We start from the raw sequence: 19,437 nt of genomic DNA, 5'->3' as shown, positions 1-19,437 counted from the left end.
TGGCAAACCTCTTCAAACATAGAGACATAAATGGATACAAACTTCAATACTAATAGTAGAGAAGAGATATTTTGAATTAATATCTTTGTAATAAAATTACGACAGGATGAAAAATAAAATACTCAGAGGTGGCTATGACCAAAAAAACATTTATTACGGGTGCAATTATATTAATGATTGCAGGATTTATTTCAAGAGTAATCGGCTTTCTGTACAGGATATATCTCTCAAATCTGATAGGAGCAGAGGGCATGGGGCTTTATCAGCTGATAGTCCCTATATATACCCTTATTATATTGACATTGACCTCCGGAGTTTCAATAGCTGTATCAAAAATGACCGCTGAACAGATTGCGAAGGGAAACAGCATTAATATAAAAAGAATTTCAAAGATAGGCTTGTTTTTTGTTTTGGCGGCCGGCACAGTTGTTTCATCTGTTTTATATGCCAATATAAACTTTTTTGTTAATGAGGTATTGAAGGACAGCAGAACATATTTGTCGGTTATTATAATGCTTCCCTGCATACCCTTTATTGCGGCGGCTTCGGCATATAAGGGCTATTTTTACGGAATACAGGATGTTACTCCCACAGCAGTCTCTCAGATTGTGGAGCAGTTGGTCAAAATAGGTATAGTAATTACACTGGCTTCTCAGTTTTTAAAGGCGGGGCTTGAGTACGCATGTGCGCTGGCAACCTTGGCCATGGCAATAGGAGAGATGTCAAATTTGCTTGTGCTGGCTGTTTGCTACAAATATAAGAAATATTCATTTTCCGACAAAAATTCTGTGAAAGGCAAGATAAGAAAAAGAAAATTAGTCAGCTTGATTTTTGGCTGTGCAGCTCCAATATCCTTTAACAGATTTTTGATATCTGTAATGGCGGCTGTGGAGGTGATATTGATTCCGCAGAGATTGTTGGAGGGGGGCTTGAATTATATACAGTGTATGGAGGAATACGGCAAGCTCATGGGAATGGCAATGCCACTGATACTTTTTCCGGAGCTTGTCACCACATCGCTTGCGACTACCCTGGTACCGGCTATTTCAGAATCGATATCGCTGAAAAATTTCAATAGAGTTAATTACAGGATTTCCAAGTCGATTCAGATAACCATGGTTCTCGGCTTTGTATTTATGGCACTTTTTGCCTGCTATCCCAATAAAATATCTGATTTGATTTATCCCGGGCAGAATATCGGAGGAACATTGTTTTTACTTTCGTTTACCTGCATATTCCTTTATCTGCAGCAAATACTGATGGGTGTGATGAATGGTCTTGGCAAGCAGGGACTTCTATTGGCAAACTCTATAGCCGGGTCTGTTATAAGAATTCTGTTTGTATACTTCCTTATCCCTGAATATGGTCTGCCGGTATACATAATAGGTATGATAATAAGCTCATTAATTATATGCATTTTAAATTTTATTACTATAGTAAAAAATACGGGTATGGTACTGGATTTAAGGCATTGGGTGCTTTTGCCCGCGGCAGTGACGGTTGTTCTGTTCATTTTCGGGAAAAATATTTATGGCTTTTTCAGCTTTATGAGGCTAAATGCATCTGTGCATACACTTTTTGCAATAGCTGCATATATTATAATAGCATTATTCTTAATGGCACTGGTGGGTGTTATTAATTGGAGAGAGCTTTTACAGCTTCTAGGGCTAAAAAACAAAAGAGTGAGAAAATTTAAGAAATATTGAGACAGAGTGATATAAATTAAATAAACTAATTTTAAAGTACAATAAAGGTCAAAGAAAGTCAAAATCAAATATTGAAGCTTATATTAGTAATGAGTATAATATAGTCATAAGGTCAAGGAAAGTCAAAATCAAAAAACAACTAATAAATTAAAATTTTACGGAGGTGTTTTATATGTTTGGAATAGTACCATTCAGAAACAACAATGTTCAAGAAAGAGGAAGCTTGTTTGATATCGACAGCATGTTTAATGATTTCTTTAATGAACCTTTTATGGGAATTGTAAGTGCCGGTTCAATTAAAGCAGATATTAAGGAAACTGAAAACGAATTTGTAATTGATGCGGAAATCCCGGGTGCTAAGAAGGAAGATATTAAACTGGACTTGAAGAATGACAGGCTTACAATTTCAGTAGAAAAAACTGAAGAATCAAAGGAAGAGAAGAATAACTATATCAGAAGAGAAAGAAGATACGGCTCTGCAAGCAGGAGCTTCAATGTCCAGAATGTAAAGGCTGATGAGGTTTCGGCTAAATATGAAAACGGAGTTCTGTCGATTGTATTGCCAAAGAGTGAGTCTAAAAAGATTGAAAGCAGAATTGAAATTCAGTAAGCTCAAATCAGGCCCTGAGCTATACATTAGACTAAATTCAATTAGATTGAATTATGAAGCGAGGTGATATGATTACAGAGACTTAGCCTCCTAAAGCATTTTTTAACCATAAATAATTTCTCAAGAAGAGGTATGAAAGCAATTGAGCAATATGCTTTTATACCTCTTCTCCTTTATGCCTTCTATGCCCTATTGGGACACAAAAATTCTGAGTACAGCGGAATGTATTCTGAATATATCAGTTACTGAATTATTGATACATATAGAATATTATGGTAAAATTTTGCTTGTAGTAAAAATAAGGTGGGAACAATTTATTATGGAAATTATAAAAAATAAGAAACTATTACTCAGTTCAATAGGTGTATTGCTTTTGGTACTGCTGCTTTTAACAGTTTTTTTTATGATAAGGACACCAGCGGAGGTGTTTAATAATAATATTTCATTTAGTGGCTTATCTGTAAATCCACCATTGCCTGGTGGTGTATTAGCTTCATACAGGTATTATGAAAATTATGACCAGGCGGATAAATACGCTGATACAGTCGTAATAGGTGATGTTATTGAGGTTGATGCCCCAAAAGAGCTGGTGACAGGGAAGACTGTAAATACCCTGACGGGGGAAGGGGAACCGGTAAGTCATGTGTATACAGTTTCGGAAATCAAAATAAGTAAGGTTATAAAAGGGAGGTATTTTCCCGGAGACGTAGTAAAAATCAAGCAATTCGGAGGAGCCTATAAAGAGATTGAATATGATGAACGTAATATGTATGGGACTGTATACTATCAAACTGGAGAAAGACATATATTCTTTTTAGAGAGCTATGAGGATAGTCCATGTTCTACTATAAACCCGCAGCAGGGGGATATACTGATAGAAAACGGTAAAATAAAAGCAAGCAACAAGGTGCAGTTTATAAAGGACAATATATCGGAGGAACTAGCGGAGAAAGCACTAAAAGAAAGAATAGAGGCTCTGAAGGATAGAAATAACACAGAGAGTAAATAAGCACAAAGAGTCAGAAAATAAGGAGACGGACAAAGGAAATTAAAAGTCTGTCTCCTTGGTAACTTATAAGCCTTTCTGAATATACCAGTCAATTATTTGCCTTGAGATACTTACCTGTGAAGGCAGCTCAGGAAGATTGCCGGGGCTGAACCAGCCTGCTTTTTCGATTTCAGTACCGTCAACGGTTATTTCACCGCTTTCATATTCAGCTGTAAAGCCTGCCATTAATGAATTGGGATAAGGCCAGGGCTGGCTGCCGAAGTACTTTATATTCTTTACCCGTATGCCCACCTCTTCCATTATTTCTCTCTGAACACATTCCTCAAGGGTTTCACCCGGCTCCAGAAAGCCTGAAATAAGACTGTGCAGGTTTCCCTTAAAGGCTTTGGCATGTGCAAGAAGTATTTTGTCGCCTCTGAAAACAGCCGTTATTACAGCGGGACAAATCTGGGGATAGGTGATTAAGCCGCACTTGGGACAGCTTTTTGCCCTCTCGCCGGGCAGCTCCTGAGTAGGAGTACCGCATCTGCCGCAAAACTGATGAGATTGATCCCACAGTATTATTTGAAAGGCTTTGCCTGCTAAAAGAAATAAATCCATGTCAATTAAATCAAACAGGGCTCTCAAGGGTATGAATTCCATTCCCAAAGGGATATTATCCTGTGAGGCAATTTCTGCTGAATAGCAGGGGCAGCCTTTTAAGAGTCCCAGATACTGGGCTCTGACAGGAGAAATATTCATTTCCCGTAAATCGTTCATATAAGGGATACTGTAACTGCCGTTTTCAACCTTAACCAGCATATCATTTGCACAAAAAGCGAACCAATAAACCTTGCCGAAGGCTTTGCTTTGCGGTGTGACAGCCGGTTCATACTGCTTGTAAATACTTTCTTTACCCATAATTATAATCTGCCTTTTTATGTGATTTTTAAACAAATTAATCTTATAACAATAAAGCCAATGCTGGCTGTAAATAGCTGTAAATAATCAATTTGCCTCTTAAAAACTTTTTCTTAGAATATCATATGTAATATCGAAAATCAAATTCAAGGAGTATTCAATATTGTAATATGTTTTATACAAATATATACTAATAATATGCCTTGGAGAACCATATTATCAGAAAGGAAACATTAAATTGAATAAACTGAAATTTAAAGATATTATTTTTTACTTAATAATTTGCGGAGCTGTTGCCTTACTGGCGCTGATTTTAGTATGCGTTGTCCGTAATTTGGGACCGTCGGCAGTTAAAATGCCCTCGTATATGGGATACATTTATTTGATACTGTCAGCAGCGAGCATATTTTTATGCTGTAAGTTAAACTTAATTACAAAAATTAATACGGGACTGTTTATTATTTTGCTGGTGCTTGCCGCGCTTGCTCCAAGGCTGATATGGGTATACTTTGTTGATACTCAGCCCTTCTCGGATTTTCTTCATATCCATAACTATGGGGTAAGTGCAAGTCAGGGGAATTTTAAGGGCTTTGTCAATTTCTATGCCGTCTTTCCTTTCAAAATAGGTTTTGGTATGGTGCTGGCCGGCTTATACTCTGTATTCGGGTCCGGATTGATGGTTGCAAAAATGTTTAATGCAGTCCTTTCGATAATACTTGTAATGCTTATATATGCGGGAGGAAGAATGCTTTATTCTGAAAAGGCAGGAAGAATAGCCGCATTGATGACTGCATTCTGGCCCGCACAAATAATGTATACCTCTGTTATTGCATCGGAGCATTTGTTTATGGTGCTGTTTACAGGCTCGTTACTCCTTATTCTGAGGTTTATAAAAAGATATACCTATAAAAACTATGAAATTGGCAGCGGCAATCTGATATTAGCGGGAATAGGCCTGCTTACGGCTGCCGCGCAGCTTGTCAGGCCAATGGCAATGCTTTTGCTGCCTGTTTTTGCGGTATTTGTTTTGCTATATAAGAAATACAGGGCAAAGGCTATTAACAGCACCGGTTTGGGAATCAAGTCGATAGTCCTTGTTTTAATCTGCTATTTCGGAGCTCTCAATATAGTAAATATACCTGTGCAGATGGCCACAGGAGTGGATATAACAAAATCTGACGGCGGATTCAACCTGATGATAGGTACAAATACTAAGTACAACGGAGTTTTTAACAAGGAGGACTTTGGTATAATTGAAAAGAATGCTTATGATTTTGACAAAGTCCATAAGGAGGCAAAGCAGATAGCGTTTACCAGATTGAGAAGCAGTCCGGGGCAGCTCCGGAATTTAATTAAGAATAAATTTGAGATTTTATGGGGAAATGAAAATTATGGCTATTACTGGAGTACAGTAGCAGCTCACAGCTCGGAGGCAGAGGCGGTAATTAAATCACACCCAAGAGCGTTTTATGGACTGGCCCAGTTTTTCTATGTTTTGGTTATATTAATGGCTTTATGTTCATGCTTCTATACGCTTAGAGAGAAACGCTATGATGCGCTTGTTTTGCTTATGGTTTTTGGGGGAATACTTGTATCGTACACTTTGCTGGAGGTACAGGCCAGATATCATATGCCTGTTATACCTGTTTTGATTTTATTTGGGTCGGGTTTTCTGAATGAAGCTGAAGGGCATTAATTAACAGGCTTTAAAAGGAGTTCAAATGATAAAGATAACTGAAAAATATAACTGTACGGGATGTCATGCATGTGCTAATGTTTGCCCGAAGGAATGTATTAATATGGAGAGCGACAGCGAGGGCTTTTTGTATCCCGGAGTTGATTTGAAGAGCTGCATTGCTTGCGGACTTTGTGAAAAAGTATGTCCTGTGAGTAATAAAAAGGATATAGATAATGAGCCGCAGGCATTCGCCTGTTACAGCAAAAATGAACAGGTTCGTCTTGAAAGCTCTTCGGGGGGCATATTCACACTGATTGCAGAGCAGATAATTAATGAAGGCGGCGTGGTATTCGGTGTTATTCTGGATAAGGATATGACAGCTGTACACAGCTATGCTGAATCAATGGAACAGCTGAAGGCTTTCAGGGGTTCAAAATATGTGCAGAGCAAAATAGGAGAAGCATATAAAATCGCCGGGAATTTTCTCAAAAAAAACAGGAAGGTATTGTTTTCAGGGACACCCTGCCAGATAGCAGGATTAAAAGCCTATTTGCAGCAGGAATATGATAATTTGTTCTGCATAGACATTATATGCCACGGAGTACCGTCTCCAAGGGCATGGGGGAAATATGTTTCATATCAGGAAAGCCATATGGGGTCAAAGGTTCAAGGAGCAAATTTCAGACACAAGGACAAAGGCTGGAATAGGTTTTCTATGGAATTGGAATTTAATAATGGCACCCGGTATATACAGACTCTGGATAAGGACTTATATATGCAGGCATTTTTAAAGGATGCCTGTCTGCGGCCGTCATGTCACAAATGCAGTTTTAAAACCCTGCACAGGCAGAGTGATATTACACTTGCGGATTTTTGGGGGATTCAGAAGATTGCACCGCATATGGATGATGACAAGGGCACTTCACTTGTTTTTGCAAACAGCGGCAAAGGCAAGCTGATGCTTGACAGGCTTCAGAACCTGATTGTATCAGAAAGGGTTGATATTGATAAAGCAGTCTGTTATAATCCTGCCGCCTTTAGGTCTGCCGGAGAGAATCCAAAAAGAGGGGCGTTTTTTGAGGATATTGGCAAGCTTCCTTTCGACAAATTAGCATATAAATACTGCTCAGAGAGTATAGTAATAACAGCAAAAAGAAAAATGACAGAAGCAGCGGCAAAGGTACTAAAGAAAACCGGACTGCTGCATGCGGCAAAAAAGGTGCTGAAGTAGATGATTGTTATTTGCTGTGAAATAATTATAAATCCCCTCGTTCAGTAATATGCAGTAATATGCCGAGACGAGGGGATTTTTATAAGTAATTAATTTAATTATATGCTTTCATTCTGGGCTATAATTTTGGTGAGTACGTTGCTTGGGCCTTTTCTTATAAAACCCAGATAAACGCATACAGCTGATATTGTCCAGAAGTATGTGGTTACGGAAGGTGCATCGAAATTATTAAGGACTATATTAGTAAAAAGAATACCTATCATTGCTCCGAAGCCGCTCTGGACAATGCCCTTGGAAACCTTGTCCTCAACCTTTCCGATAGCTCTCAGAGGCCAGATTATCCCATTATACAAGGCTGTCATAAAGGCTATAAAGCCGAATATACCCATTTCTACAGCGGCCTTGAGATAATAATTATCTACGTAGAAGGCACCCTTGACCTTGTTATTTGTTGCTACCGCACCGCCGAACAATCCGAAGCCCGTACCGAATACAGGGCTGTTTAAAAACATTTCCATTGCCTTCGGCCATTTGGAAAACCTTCCTCCCCTGAAGCTGCTTATGATATATTCGGGATCCAGCATGTAACTTATTCTGCTCTGGACTGTGGGAACAAAGCTGTATGCCAAAGCAGCCACAACCACAAGCCCTGCTATTATCTTGTACCTTTTACTCAGCAAGGCGTAAATAATCAGTGCAAGGCCGAGTGCTATCCATGATGAGCGGGAACCTGTAAGCAGTATACAAATACCCATTAATCCGGCAGCGCATGTATATAAAAGCTTCTGCAATAATTTTTTCTCCGAAAACATGAGAGATACCGCAAGGGGAATGAGCATCGCCAGCAAACATCCCAAAACGTTAGGGCTGCCTACTATTGAAAAAACTCTTGGACCGGAGGTGACCTCAACCTTATCTGTCCAGTATGCTGGAGTTTCAACCTTGGCGATATACTGATATATACCAATCACAGACATAAAAATGCCGGTAAAAATCATTATTTTAACTACATTTTTAGCACCGTTTTCACTTCTGAGAAGCTTAACAACTATAAAGAAAAACATCAAATATTCTATATTTGCTCTTAAACCGTCAAAGCCCAGAGAATCAAAGGATGCCAGAACGAACAATACTATTGCCACAAAGAAAAACTGAAATAATGAAAAGTCCACAGGCGACCAGTTGAATGCAAAATCTCTTCTGTCAATAAGCCATCTGTAAAACCACACACCTATGCAGAAGATAATCAGAAGCTCATCCCATATTGATGCCAAGGAGCCTATGTCGGTACTGACGGCAATATAATACAGTATCGGATAAATACTTATCAGATAAGCTGCTCTCTCAAAATCCCGCAGGATAAATATAACAGCCAAAACTCCGATTATACCGGCAATCGCAAGCTTAGGCAGGAAAAGGCAAGCTGTACATAAGGCAAGAGCAAGAATGATATATAGTATGACCTTATATTGTCTGCCAAGGTATTTTTCAGAAAGGCTTTTAATGCTGCCGATTATTTTACATAAAAGACTATTTTTGTATGCTTTTAAATAGCATGAGTTTATACAGCCTGCAAGCTTATCCAGCTTGCTTCCGCAAAAAGCTAAAAATCTATATGCTTTGGAATGGGCATATTTAGGCATTTGTGCCATGTAATTCTGTATAGCTTTATATGATAGACTGCTTTGATTCCATGCTGACAGCGTTTTCAGACACTTATTCGCTAAGCTGTTGCTGAAGGCATTGGAAAATATATTATAAATATACATCAGGAATCTGAAAAGCAGGCTGTTGGATACATATTTCCACACTTTAAGATTCCTCCTAATTTAACTGAATAGCTTCTATAGTTCCTTGTGTTTCAAAGGTATGAGTTTTTAATGTAAATATCTTACCTACTGCAACATCCTGATTATCAAGCTTTATTATTCCGTTTCCCTTAGCAGCCTTCATCGTAAATGTAACAGTGAGTTCTTTTCTGACAGGATCCGGAGCGTATACTGCTTTACCGTCGGCTGTGCTTATAGGTACCTGCAAGTCTGCATAGGCTATAGATTTGATATAGGCGTCCGCCGGTTTCAGCAGGGATATAAGCTGATCACCTTCTTTTAAAGCTTTTATCTGATCAGTATTTCTTACGGTGCACCTATAGGTCACCGTTATATTCTGCTGACTTTCCTCAGTTGTGATAGGACCCACATCCGTACCTATTGCTTTTAATAGGACTACGGCTCCAATCAGAAGAACCAGAATGATAATGCTTAAATCAACGATATTAATTAACCCGAATAATTTACCTTTTTCATTTACAATTTTCATACGTGTTACTCTCCTCAATCTTTTATTAAAATAGTAATTTACTTTTCACATATTAATATATTTCAAAAACAGCTGTTTTTCAATGCATTTTCTTGTCCGTTTGCAGCAGTTCTAAAAGCATCGGTTTATAAATAGAATTTCAATTGCTAATCAGATTTATAACCATATCTGAAACGGATAAGCAGTTTTTTTATAAACAGCTTCAAACCCGGCTCGGACAGGCTTAGCCTGTAAGCAAAAACCAATTGCAGCGGAGCTCTTCTGAAAAAATCCTCCTCAGGCTTGGCTCCATTGGAAAGTCTCTGATAGAGGCAGGAAATTGCAATGCTGGGAAGCCTGTAGCTGTATATGGCTCTTTCAATATCCTGCTTATTGTATAGGTCTGATGAAGGGGCAGCCTTCACCCATTGCATAAACTCCTTCCATAATTGTATCTCGGGCAGTCTGTCCGGAGAGGCCGAAAGTGAGTTTGGCCTTTGTCTGTATAGTGCAAGAACCTCCTTGACACAACAAAAGTTACATTTATAAATAAGCCGGCAGAAAAAATCCATATCCTCCGCCCAATTCAGACCTGTCCTGAAAGCAATTGCATTGCTTACTACAACAGCTCTTTTTATTACAACAGTACTGGTCCAGACCAAGACCTTTTCCTTTATCACCTCCAGCAATATTTTACCTTCAAAATACCGCCTGGGAAAACGGTCGCCTTTTGAAGCTTCACAAAAGTATTGATAACCGCAGTAACATCCATCCATGCCGGCAGCTGAAAGCCTGCACACCTGCTTTTCCAGCTTGTCCGGAAGCCATAAGTCATCGCTGTCCAAAAAAGCCAGATATTCACCTTGAGAATGTACGATAGCATTGTTTCTGGCAGCAGAAACTCCCTGATTGGACTGAAAAATATATTTGATTCTGGAATCCTTCAGCATCAATGTTTTCACGATTTCCCCACTTCCGTCTGTGCTGCCGTCATCAACAATAATAACCTCAAAGCTGCTGTAGGTTTGAGCCAGCACACTTTCTACAGTTTGCTTAATATATTTAACGGTATTATACATAGGAATTATTACCGAAATAAGTGGTGAACTGCTCATTTAATCTCCTTTTGCATGCAGGATTGCTAAAAGCTGTACGAGTATCCCATATTTATCAGCTTTTTTAATCCTATTTTTGGTTTTAAGTTTAGCATTACTGATTTATGCTGTCAATTTTTCTGAAGAAGTATAATAATACTTAGCAAATAAAATATACGATTTAATTAGCTTATTCCCAGCTTTCTTACATATTCACCCGCTTTGTATGCTTTGCCGATGTATTCAGGCATAAAAGAGCTTAGGTGCTGCCTGATATCAGACTCTTGGGCTGACAGCGAATTATATGCATGTATGAGCTGGTTTTCCTGTTCCAATTTTTGAACCGGTAAAGTGTGCCTGTCCTCACTGCCGAAAATATCCTTAGCTATACCTCTTGCCTTTACGGAATAGCCGATAACCAATGTCGGCACACAGGTTGAATAGGCTGCGATAGTTGCGTGTGTACGGGCGCCGATAAATAATTTACAGCGTGAAATAAAACCCTTTAGCTCCATACAGTTATAATTGCCGTCAATTAATATAACTCTTCCGGTATCTTTAAATATATCATAGAGCCTGCACAGAGGTATCATGTCATTGTCATGCTCCCATAAAACATGAGGTATCAGCGCAAGCTGGCTGTCAGTAGTATCTATGATATGCTGTATCAGATTAATATAGCTTCTCAGGACGATACCGTCAGTACTCTCGTTTTTCATAATAAGAGGACTTACATTTATACCTATAGTATTGCCGGAAATAAAGCCTTCAGGAAGCTTTGAAAGCTTTGTGTCCAAAGTGAAGGCCGGATCTGGAAGAAGAACAGAGTTTGTCAGTCCGTTTTCAATAAAGGCCTGATAAGTGATACTTTCTCTGGCAATAATAAGGCTGTACCTTTTCAAATCCTCCAGCATTTCCCTGTTAATTGCCCCGGGATCTACCGAACATCCCCAGAAAACAGTTTTGCAGCCTTTTTGCGCAGCCATTCTGTTTGTATAATATATCCATCTGGGTATGCCGTAGCAGTAATTATCACCGCCTATTGAGAGGCATAAGGTGTTTTTATCCATAGTGTCAATTATGGCTTTCTGAGAAAATGAAAAAAGCATATTCTGGCTAAGACCCAGCTTTCTTAAGCCGGCATCAAACAGGCGAATAGGGTGTAAGCCTTCATATTTTTTATATTCCAGCATATTAAGGTTGAAATCAGTAGCCAGAAAAGATAAGTCTTCCTGCTGCCTGAAGGTTGCAAGAGATATTTTTACATTATTTAAATTTAAAATTTTCAGAGTTGACCTTACAATTGCCTCGCAGCCATGATTTCTGCTCCCTGCGTGGGCATAAAGCAATAGGTTTTCCATTATAAAATACCGCCTCCTTGTACAATACCTAATTATACATTTGTAGCAAAATCATTACAAGGCAATAAATTAAACTTGCACAAAAAGTATTATTAATAAGCAGTAATTATTCCGATATTATTAATGAAAGATATTTGTTTTTTAACCAATTAAGAAGGATATAAGTGTATAATTATTTTTGAACCGCTATTTCGGCAGAATTTATGCTATTGGTCTGAAATATATAACAGATGGAGGATATATGAGAAATATATTTAGCAGGAGAAAGAAAATACAAGAACTGGATATCAAGGTTTTGTTTAAAAATGATATATCCATCCTTATTTTAGACGAAAGATGGAACGGCTTATTTAAGAATATCGTTAAGACAGGGAAGCTATTAGACTGTGAAAGCAGCATAAAAGAGCTGTTAAAGGAACAGGCCAGATTGACATCAGAGGCGAAAGAAATAGCTTCAAAAAAAAAGGAATACATGGACTGTATTATAAAGCTTACAACAGAGGCTTTTGACAATAATAATGAAGAAGCCCGGTTAAAGATGCAGGAATGTGAGAAATTAATAGTTGCAATTAATAAAAGAACCAAGGAGATAGAAGAAAGGCTTCTGGATATACCAAAGGAAATAAGGCAGGCAAATCTTGAGCTTTTGGAGCAAACCATTAAAATAGTATATTTTTCCATAAAAGAGAGCAGGCAGAAGGTCGAAGCCCTTGACAAAGAGATTGCCGCTACAAGGGAGCATCTTAAGAAGCTAATTGATGAAAGAGGGCTGTTAGCTCAGGATGATACAGACACATATTCATATTTCCATGATTTACTGGGTAAAGACGAGTTGCAAAAGCTTGATGAAATATACTTTAATAATAAGTAGAGTCAATTGGCTCAAGGGTATTATTTTTAGTTTGGAAAGATATACTTTCTAAAAGTGCAGATAAGGACAGAAGCTTGGTGCGGAGGTTATATGAAAGCTGTAACAGGAACGGATATGGGCAGAATTGATAAATTTTCTATAGAACAAATAGGTATTCCGGGAATTGTGCTTATGGAAAATGCCGCCTTGAAGGTAGTAAAACATATTGAAATGTATCTTGAGCAAAAGAAGCCGGCGTTGCCTTGCGTATTGATTTTTGCAGGAAAGGGAAACAACGCGGGAGATGCTTTGGCTGCGGCAAGACATTTGATCGTAGCCGGGGTTAAGGTAAAAGTATATTGTTTGTTCGGAAAAGAAAGCTTTGCGGGAGATGCAAAAATCAATTTCGATATTTTGGAAAATATTAGTGCGGATATAGATTTTATTATTGATGATTTGAAGGAAGAATCAGAATTAAAGGCTCTGAGCAGCGATATTAAAGATGCTCAGGTTGTCCTTGACGGTATATTCGGCACAGGCTTTAAAGGGCAGATAAAAGGTCATATCGCTAAGGTTGCTGAGCTTATAAATCAAAATTCTGATTATACAATATCAATTGACATTGCCTCAGGAATAGAAGCTTCTACCGGAAAAACCGCTGTTAATTGTGTTAAGGCTCATAAAACCGTTACATTTGAGCTTCCCAAAATAGGGCAGCTTATTTATCCGGGGGTATACAATTCAGGTCAGCTGGCTGTGGAAAGTATCGGAATGCCAGAGCAATCCATAAATAGTGTTAATTTGAATACGGCTCTGACAGACAGCGCTATCGTAAACTCTGTTATACCTGAAAGGAAGGATGAATTCAACAAGGGGAATTGCGGGAAGGTGGCTGTTATAACAGGGTCTGAAGGTATGGCAGGGTCAGGCTGCATAGCTGCAAAGGCCAGCCTGCGGACAGGATCGGGCTTAGTTTATATAGCCGCTCCTTCAAGTCTTTTAAATATTTATCAAAGTGTTGTACCTGAGGCTGTGGCCATAGGATTGCCAGATTACAACGGAATAATAAGTGAGCTGAGTACCGAGAGCATTTTAAAGCTATTAAAAAAATGCAGTGCTGCAGCTATTGGGCCAGGCATTTCTACAGGTGAAAGTATATATAATATAATAAGAGATATTGCGGAGAATGTGAGTATTCCTTTAGTGCTGGATGCGGATGCGCTTAACGTAATTGCAAAGGACATCGGAATCTTAAATAAATTTCACAAGGATGTGGTTCTGACTCCTCATCCCGGAGAAATGTCAAGGCTGACAGGTCTTGATATAAGCTATATTCAACAAAACAGGATTGAAGTAGCCAGAAAATATGCCTGCCTGTGGGAAGTGACGGTTGTGCTTAAAGGAGCCAGAACTATAATTGCAGATAAAACGGGAGAAATATATATAAATCCAACCGGAAATTCCGGAATGGCGACTGCCGGAAGCGGCGATGCCTTGTCAGGTATTATTGCTTCACTTATAGGTCAAGGAGCGAGTGTATTTAAGGCTGCTGTTGCAGGTGTTTATATTCATGGCCTTGCAGGCGATATTGCAGCCGGGGTAAAGGGTATTCATGGACTTAATGCAATGGATATAGCAGAAAACATACCCTGTGCGATTATCCGGACAACATTAATAAAATAATACAGAACAAAATACATGTGCTCAAGCTTATATTACAAATGTCAATTACTATCGGCTGATGTAAGAAATAATGAAAGTATAATTTATTAAATAATTATGTTTTCAATAATTATAATATGGATATACTAAGTGTGTGAGGCTGATATTATATTTTTTTAGCATTCGGGGAACATTTTCTCTGGCGGCAAGAATTTTGCGGGGAAGTTCAGAAGATGAAAAGAGATATACAATTTGGGGGTTAATGGAAAAATGGGGTACAAACTGAACAGGGCATGGGCAGAGATTAATCTGGATAACATTGCCCATAATATTCGCGAGGTTAGAAGAATTACGAACAAAAATGCCGAAATAATGGGAGTCGTCAAGGCTGATGCATATGGGCATGGAGTTATGGAGGTGACAAGGACACTTTTAGAAAATGGTGTGACAAGGCTTGCGGTATCAATGCTGGATGAGGCCATTCAGCTCCGCAGAGACGGGATAAGTGTTCCGATACTTATTTTGGGCTATACAGACCCAAGCAGAGCGAATGAAATAATTGAAAATGATGTAACCCAGTCCTGCTACAGCTATGAACTGGCGCAGGCGCTATCTGATGAGGCTGTTAAGCAGGGCAGGAAGGTGAAAATCCACATTAAAATAGATACGGGTATGTCAAGAGTAGGGTTTTTACCAGGCTACAGTGCTGTCAAAAATGTGGTTGAAATAAGCAGGCTGCCAAATCTTATAATTGAAGGCCTTTTTACCCATTTTGCCACCGCAGATGAAAAAAACAGGGAGTTCACTTTAACGCAGTTTGAACGATTTATGAGTATATACAATGAGCTTCAAAGAATCGGAATACATATACCAGTCAAGCATTGCGCTAACAGCGCAGGAGTTATAGAATATCCCGAGATGCATCTGGATATGGTTCGCCCGGGTATAATACTGTACGGTATGTACCCTTCTGAAGAAGTTGACAAGTCAAAAATCGATTTAAAGCCTGCAATGACACTCAAAGCAAATGTAGTCTTGGTTAAGGAAGTTGAAAAAAATACTTCTATAAGCTATGGAAGAATATACACCACAAAAAGGACTTCGAAGATTGCAACCATTCCTATTGGCTATGCTGACGGATATACCAGAATGCTAAGCAATAAAGGCGAGGTTCTTGTCAGGGGACAATATGCGCCGGTAGTTGGCAGAGTATGTATGGATCAGTGCATGCTAGATGTTACTGATCTGGACTGCAGCGTGGAGGTGGGTGATGAGGTCGTACTGATAGGCAAGCAGGAAGACAAGGTGATAACTGCCGAGGATGTTGCTAAAACGATAGGAATGATTAATTATGAATTAGTTTGTATTGTTGGGAAAAGGATACCAAGAGCTTATATTCATGATGGTAAAATATCGAAAATTCTGAACTACTTGATATAAGCCGCTTACAGGGATTGAGTAACATAAACTTAATTTGACCTTATATTTTATGAGGTATTATAATAACTATATACAGCTATGTTTGTTTGTCCTTGGGGAAGGATGAATAGATTATTTATAAAAGGGCTTTTTTAGAGGGTGGGGGTTTACAAAATTGTCTCAATATAAAAAAATAATGATTAGTATTCCTGACAATTTGCTTGAAGAGTTGGATATTATGGTGTCTAATGAGAAAACTAATAGGAGTATGCTTGTAAGAGAAGCTATGACTCTTTATATTAGGGAAAAGCACAAGCTTGAGTTGCGGAATAAAATGAAAATAGGCTATGAAGAAATGGCGGAAATAAATCTTAAGCTTGCGGAGTTTTGCTTTGAGGCCGATGAGGAGCAACAACGCAAATATGAAGAAAGGCTTCAGAAGATGGAGGAAACGTGGTAATAAAAAGAGGAGATATTTATTATGCAGATCTGAGTCCGGTTATCGGCTCAGAACAGGGCGGTGTCAGGCCGGTTTTAGTTGTCCAGAATGATGTGGGAAATAAATACAGCCCTACAGTAATTGCTGCTGCAATTACTTCTCAAATTAATAAAGCCAAACTACCCACGCATATAGAAATAGGTGCTTTAGAATATGGCCTTGCAAAGGATTCGGTTATTTTGCTGGAGCAAATACGGACTATTGACAAACGGCGGCTTAGAGAGAAAATAGGGCATTTGGACGAAGAATTAATGGAAAAGGTTAATGATGCCTTGGAAATAAGTTTTGGACTTTATGAATAGTTAATATATTGGAAGATTGAAAGAATGTGCATTAAAAAGCTTTGTGCCTGTTTAAAGCAGAGGGATACCACAGAGGCTTTACCAAATTTTTGTGCCGATACTCGGCGTGGAGGTTATTATGAATAAACCAATGAAAAAAATGAAAAAGAACCCGTTTATTATGGCGGCGGTTGTGTTATGTTCGGTATCGTTTGTGCAGTTTGCACCGGTTGCCATGGCTGAGACAGGAAGTGATACAACACTTTATGACAGTACATATATAGATAAAATGGAAATCGAGATAAAGAGCTTAATTCAGACATCTAATGACGATTTGAAAAAACAAATCAGTTCTTTATCAACACAGTCGGAGCTTCAAAAGAAATTGACAGACACGCAAAATGAATTATCAGCGTTGAAGGAAAGCATAGTGTTCAAAATCATTAAGCTTCCTGCCGGAAAAACCTTAATAGGGGATGCAAGCACAGAAATCATCGTCAGGAACAAGGACAGGGTTACTGCGTATGTTTCAAGTACTGCAACAGGAGGAGTATCAAACTTAATATCAGGTACGGACATACCTAACGGAGCCGTTATTCCGGATAACCAGCTGCTGCTGATTCCTAAGGCTGACGGGAGAGGCATAACAGCTAAGGCTGATGCGGATATTATGATTAAAGGAACATATACAATCAAGTAAGTTATTTTGTTATACATATGCAGGGCAGGGGCTTTCCGCAGGAGGCTCACAGGCTTTTGCGCCAAGAACCCGGCATGGGGTTAATATAAACAAATATTAAGGGAAAGAAGCTAAATGACGATAGTATATTTGAGCTTCTTTTTTGTATAATTTTGTATATAATTAATAATTAAAGAAAAGGACAAATTCCATGAAAAAAGACACTGTCAAGCCAACCAACTGGCAAAAAAGGATGGATTTATTAATCCGGCTTTCAATAGTTATGGTCATTGCTGTTGCCATATTCTTTTTTGCAGTCAGACCAATGGTTAACAAGGATTATTACTTTAATTCAAATGAAGAATATACATTTGACAATTTAGGCTCTGTTTCCGGAAGTTACAGCTATGATGTTGCTGTTATCGGTGACGGTCCGGACGGAATCAGTGCCGCAATAGGAGCGGCAAGAGTGGGGGCAAAGACATTGCTGGTTTGTTCTGCAAAGGATTTAGGCAACGAGATTATAAAATCCTACAATGTAAACTGGTCGACTGATGTTTCGCCGACAGGTGTGAATGTCAGTGCGGATATATTTAAAGAAATAAGACATAATGCAGAGGAAGGCTATAATATATACAAGTATGCAGATGCTTTGAAGAAGATGGTGTCTGATGAGAAAAGGATTACGGTATTATATGACGCACAGCTGGAAAATGCATTATATGAAAACGGAAAGGTAGTAAGTGCGGACTTCAAAACAGGTCAGGGAAACAAAAACATTACTGCAAAAAGATTTATAGATGCAACAAAAAGCGGAGACCTTTTGAAAATATGTAAGGTGCCTTTCAGCAGCGGTTACAGCAATATTGGGATAGATGGACTGTACCCTCCGGTAACGCTTGGATTTATGGTGACAGGTGTTGACTATGCATCAATTGCGGAAATGCTGAAGAATCAAGCAATATATATAAATAAAATTCTTGAAAGCTACAGAACAGGTGATAAGGATATATCAATAGAAGGCCTTAATATATCGGATCAGGGTGAATCAAGGGTAATTGTTCAAAGCGTAACCGTAAAAAATGTTGATTTAAGTGATACAGGAAAGATAGATGAGGCTTATTCAAAAGCGGCAAAAGAATGTACCAATTTATATGAATTTTTAAAGTTAAACGTAGAGCAATTTAAAAATTCCGGCGGAATGAAAATTGCCGATGAGTTTAGCATGCCTTCTGCATATCACTTCAAAGGCAGCTATTCTCTTACTTTAACGGATGTTCTTACCGGAAAAAGGTTCAGTGACAGAATCAGTACTGCATCAAGACCGGTAACAATGACCCTTGAAGACGGTAACGGATATATACTTTGCAATCCTAAAGCCTTTTATATACCTTTGAGGGCATTAATACCGGAAGGCTTAAACAATGTGCTGATGACAGGAGATAAGGCATCTTATTCACCGCTGGTGCAGACAGCAATAAGTTCAAATTCCAGTATTGCAGGAACGGGTTTCTCTGCCGGAGTTATTGCGGCTTATAGCATTTCAAGGAATATGAGTGTCCCTCAAATCGGAGAAGACCAGAATATAGATGTTCAGTCTGAAATAGAAAGGACACTGAGAAGACTGGGTGTTTACATGTCGGATGTAAAGGAAGAGGCTTCTGCCCTTACAGATAACTGGAGTTTTTCGTATATTGAGAAATTAAATAATTTAGGCTTATTAAGCGCAGGGATAACAAATGATTTCAGACTTGAGAAGGATGCAAAGAGCGAGGACTTTGCTTATATCATACTCAATGGAGTGGCCAGAGCTTCAAAGAGTGTATATAATTATGAGTTTGATGCTAAAGTGAGGAAGTATATCAAAAGTGATCCGCTTACCAAGGCTTTATTTGCTGAAATATTACTTGACCTTAACGAACAAGCAGGAATAACTAAAAATTATTATTCTGAAGCATGCAAGATGGGCCTGATAGATGAAACCTTGCAGCAGAAGCTTAAAAGCAAGGATATACTGCAGTTCCCTGAGGTATACTACGCAGCGGTACAGTTTATAGAAAAGAAAACTGGAAAAACTCTGAAATGATATAAATTACAGATAAAGCTATATGATTAAAATTGTGCCTTTTTTAAGCTTAAATAAAAAATGACACCATTTTA

The 19,437-nt window shown here is 38.6% G+C and carries 17 protein-coding genes; 12 read left to right on the top strand and 5 right to left on the bottom strand.

Going from position 1 to position 19,437, the window contains the following annotated elements:
* The first annotated feature begins 134 nt into the window (after positions 1-134).
* The 3 genes from spoVB (at position 135) to LY28_RS07640 (ending at position 3,325) form a co-directional block, all read left to right on the top strand.
* The gene (spoVB, locus tag LY28_RS07650) at positions 135-1,706 is read left to right on the top strand and encodes a stage V sporulation protein B (protein ID WP_110461591.1); all 1,572 of its coding nucleotides are present in this window, start codon (positions 135-137) and stop codon (positions 1,704-1,706) included.
* Positions 1,707-1,878: 172 nt separating this feature from the next.
* On the top strand, positions 1,879-2,316 hold the full coding sequence (locus LY28_RS07645) for an Hsp20/alpha crystallin family protein (protein WP_110461590.1): 438 nt from the start codon (positions 1,879-1,881) through the stop codon (positions 2,314-2,316).
* A gap of 319 nt (positions 2,317-2,635) precedes the next feature.
* Positions 2,636-3,325: a hypothetical protein gene (locus LY28_RS07640; RefSeq protein ID WP_133250181.1), complete on the top strand. Its 690-nt coding sequence runs from the start codon at positions 2,636-2,638 to the stop codon at positions 3,323-3,325.
* Between the two features lie 63 nt (positions 3,326-3,388).
* On the opposite strand, the gene nudC is transcribed toward LY28_RS07640, so the two are convergent.
* Positions 3,389-4,225 carry an NAD(+) diphosphatase gene (nudC, locus tag LY28_RS07635; protein WP_110461588.1) on the bottom strand — a complete coding sequence of 279 codons (837 nt, stop codon included), beginning with the start codon at positions 4,223-4,225 and terminating at the stop codon, positions 3,389-3,391.
* Between the two features lie 238 nt (positions 4,226-4,463).
* Between nudC and LY28_RS07630 the strand changes: the two genes are divergently transcribed.
* Complete coding sequence (locus LY28_RS07630; RefSeq protein WP_110461587.1) at positions 4,464-5,921, top strand: glycosyltransferase family 39 protein; 1,458 nt, start codon at positions 4,464-4,466, stop codon at positions 5,919-5,921.
* Positions 5,922-5,946: 25 nt separating this feature from the next.
* The gene (locus LY28_RS07625; RefSeq protein ID WP_110461586.1) at positions 5,947-7,134 is read left to right on the top strand and encodes a Coenzyme F420 hydrogenase/dehydrogenase, beta subunit C-terminal domain; all 1,188 of its coding nucleotides are present in this window, start codon (positions 5,947-5,949) and stop codon (positions 7,132-7,134) included.
* 98 nt (positions 7,135-7,232) lie between these two features.
* Here the strand turns inward: LY28_RS07625 and LY28_RS07620 are convergent, their stop codons facing one another.
* The 4 genes from LY28_RS07620 to LY28_RS07605 form a co-directional block, all read right to left on the bottom strand.
* On the bottom strand, positions 7,233-8,945 hold the full coding sequence (locus LY28_RS07620) for an O-antigen ligase family protein (RefSeq protein ID WP_110461585.1): 1,713 nt from the start codon (positions 8,943-8,945) through the stop codon (positions 7,233-7,235).
* Positions 8,946-8,958: 13 nt separating this feature from the next.
* On the bottom strand, positions 8,959-9,453 hold the full coding sequence (locus tag LY28_RS07615) for a DUF4330 domain-containing protein (RefSeq protein ID WP_110461584.1): 495 nt from the start codon (positions 9,451-9,453) through the stop codon (positions 8,959-8,961).
* 146 nt (positions 9,454-9,599) lie between these two features.
* Positions 9,600-10,547 carry a glycosyltransferase family 2 protein gene (locus tag LY28_RS07610; protein ID WP_110461583.1) on the bottom strand — a complete coding sequence of 316 codons (948 nt, stop codon included), beginning with the start codon at positions 10,545-10,547 and terminating at the stop codon, positions 9,600-9,602.
* 164 nt (positions 10,548-10,711) lie between these two features.
* On the bottom strand, positions 10,712-11,887 hold the full coding sequence (locus tag LY28_RS07605) for a polysaccharide pyruvyl transferase family protein (protein ID WP_110461582.1): 1,176 nt from the start codon (positions 11,885-11,887) through the stop codon (positions 10,712-10,714).
* 241 nt (positions 11,888-12,128) lie between these two features.
* Here LY28_RS07605 and LY28_RS07600 point away from each other — a divergent pair, with 241 nt between their 5' ends.
* From LY28_RS07600 to LY28_RS07570, 7 genes are all read left to right on the top strand, one after another.
* On the top strand, positions 12,129-12,758 hold the full coding sequence (locus LY28_RS07600) for a hypothetical protein (RefSeq protein WP_110461581.1): 630 nt from the start codon (positions 12,129-12,131) through the stop codon (positions 12,756-12,758).
* A gap of 90 nt (positions 12,759-12,848) precedes the next feature.
* A complete protein-coding gene (locus tag LY28_RS07595; protein ID WP_110461580.1) occupies positions 12,849-14,420 on the top strand; it encodes an NAD(P)H-hydrate dehydratase in 1,572 nt (523 codons plus the stop codon).
* A 249-nt stretch (positions 14,421-14,669) separates the two neighbouring features.
* Entirely contained in the window at positions 14,670-15,839 is a 1,170-nt protein-coding gene (gene alr / locus LY28_RS07590) for an alanine racemase (protein ID WP_110461579.1), read from the top strand.
* Between the two features lie 154 nt (positions 15,840-15,993).
* Positions 15,994-16,278, top strand: coding sequence for a CopG family ribbon-helix-helix protein (locus tag LY28_RS07585; RefSeq protein WP_110461578.1), 285 nt, complete (start codon positions 15,994-15,996; stop codon positions 16,276-16,278).
* The gene (locus tag LY28_RS07580; RefSeq protein WP_110461577.1) at positions 16,272-16,619 is read left to right on the top strand and encodes a type II toxin-antitoxin system PemK/MazF family toxin; all 348 of its coding nucleotides are present in this window, start codon (positions 16,272-16,274) and stop codon (positions 16,617-16,619) included. The genes LY28_RS07585 and LY28_RS07580 overlap by 7 nt, the downstream gene beginning before the upstream one ends.
* A gap of 118 nt (positions 16,620-16,737) precedes the next feature.
* Positions 16,738-17,298, top strand: coding sequence for a hypothetical protein (locus tag LY28_RS07575; RefSeq protein ID WP_110461576.1), 561 nt, complete (start codon positions 16,738-16,740; stop codon positions 17,296-17,298).
* 190 nt (positions 17,299-17,488) lie between these two features.
* On the top strand, positions 17,489-19,363 hold the full coding sequence (locus LY28_RS07570) for an FAD-dependent oxidoreductase (protein WP_110461575.1): 1,875 nt from the start codon (positions 17,489-17,491) through the stop codon (positions 19,361-19,363).
* The last annotated feature ends 74 nt before the right edge of the window (positions 19,364-19,437 follow it).

The organism is Ruminiclostridium sufflavum DSM 19573 (genome assembly GCF_003208175.1).
In the GTDB taxonomy this organism is placed as follows: domain Bacteria; phylum Bacillota; class Clostridia; order Acetivibrionales; family DSM-1351; genus Ruminiclostridium; species Ruminiclostridium sufflavum.
Note: the sequence above shows the minus strand (reverse complement) of the source record. Positions and strands in the feature narration are given on the sequence as shown.

Excerpts from the sequence above, each read along its gene's own strand:
- spoVB (WP_110461591.1), top strand. The coding sequence starts at position 135 with ATGACCAAAAAAACATTTATTACGGGTGCAATTATATTAATGATTGCA.
- LY28_RS07645 (WP_110461590.1), top strand. The coding sequence starts at position 1,879 with ATGTTTGGAATAGTACCATTCAGAAACAACAATGTTCAAGAAAGAGGA.
- LY28_RS07640 (WP_133250181.1), top strand. The coding sequence starts at position 2,636 with ATGGAAATTATAAAAAATAAGAAACTATTACTCAGTTCAATAGGTGTA.
- nudC (WP_110461588.1), bottom strand. The coding sequence starts at position 4,225 with ATGGGTAAAGAAAGTATTTACAAGCAGTATGAACCGGCTGTCACACCG.
- LY28_RS07625 (WP_110461586.1), top strand. The coding sequence starts at position 5,947 with ATGATAAAGATAACTGAAAAATATAACTGTACGGGATGTCATGCATGT.
- LY28_RS07615 (WP_110461584.1), bottom strand. The coding sequence starts at position 9,453 with ATGAAAATTGTAAATGAAAAAGGTAAATTATTCGGGTTAATTAATATC.
- LY28_RS07610 (WP_110461583.1), bottom strand. The coding sequence starts at position 10,547 with ATGAGCAGTTCACCACTTATTTCGGTAATAATTCCTATGTATAATACC.
- LY28_RS07605 (WP_110461582.1), bottom strand. The coding sequence starts at position 11,887 with ATGGAAAACCTATTGCTTTATGCCCACGCAGGGAGCAGAAATCATGGC.
- LY28_RS07600 (WP_110461581.1), top strand. The coding sequence starts at position 12,129 with ATGAGAAATATATTTAGCAGGAGAAAGAAAATACAAGAACTGGATATC.
- LY28_RS07595 (WP_110461580.1), top strand. The coding sequence starts at position 12,849 with ATGAAAGCTGTAACAGGAACGGATATGGGCAGAATTGATAAATTTTCT.
- alr (WP_110461579.1), top strand. The coding sequence starts at position 14,670 with ATGGGGTACAAACTGAACAGGGCATGGGCAGAGATTAATCTGGATAAC.
- LY28_RS07575 (WP_110461576.1), top strand. The coding sequence starts at position 16,738 with ATGAATAAACCAATGAAAAAAATGAAAAAGAACCCGTTTATTATGGCG.
- LY28_RS07570 (WP_110461575.1), top strand. The coding sequence starts at position 17,489 with ATGAAAAAAGACACTGTCAAGCCAACCAACTGGCAAAAAAGGATGGAT.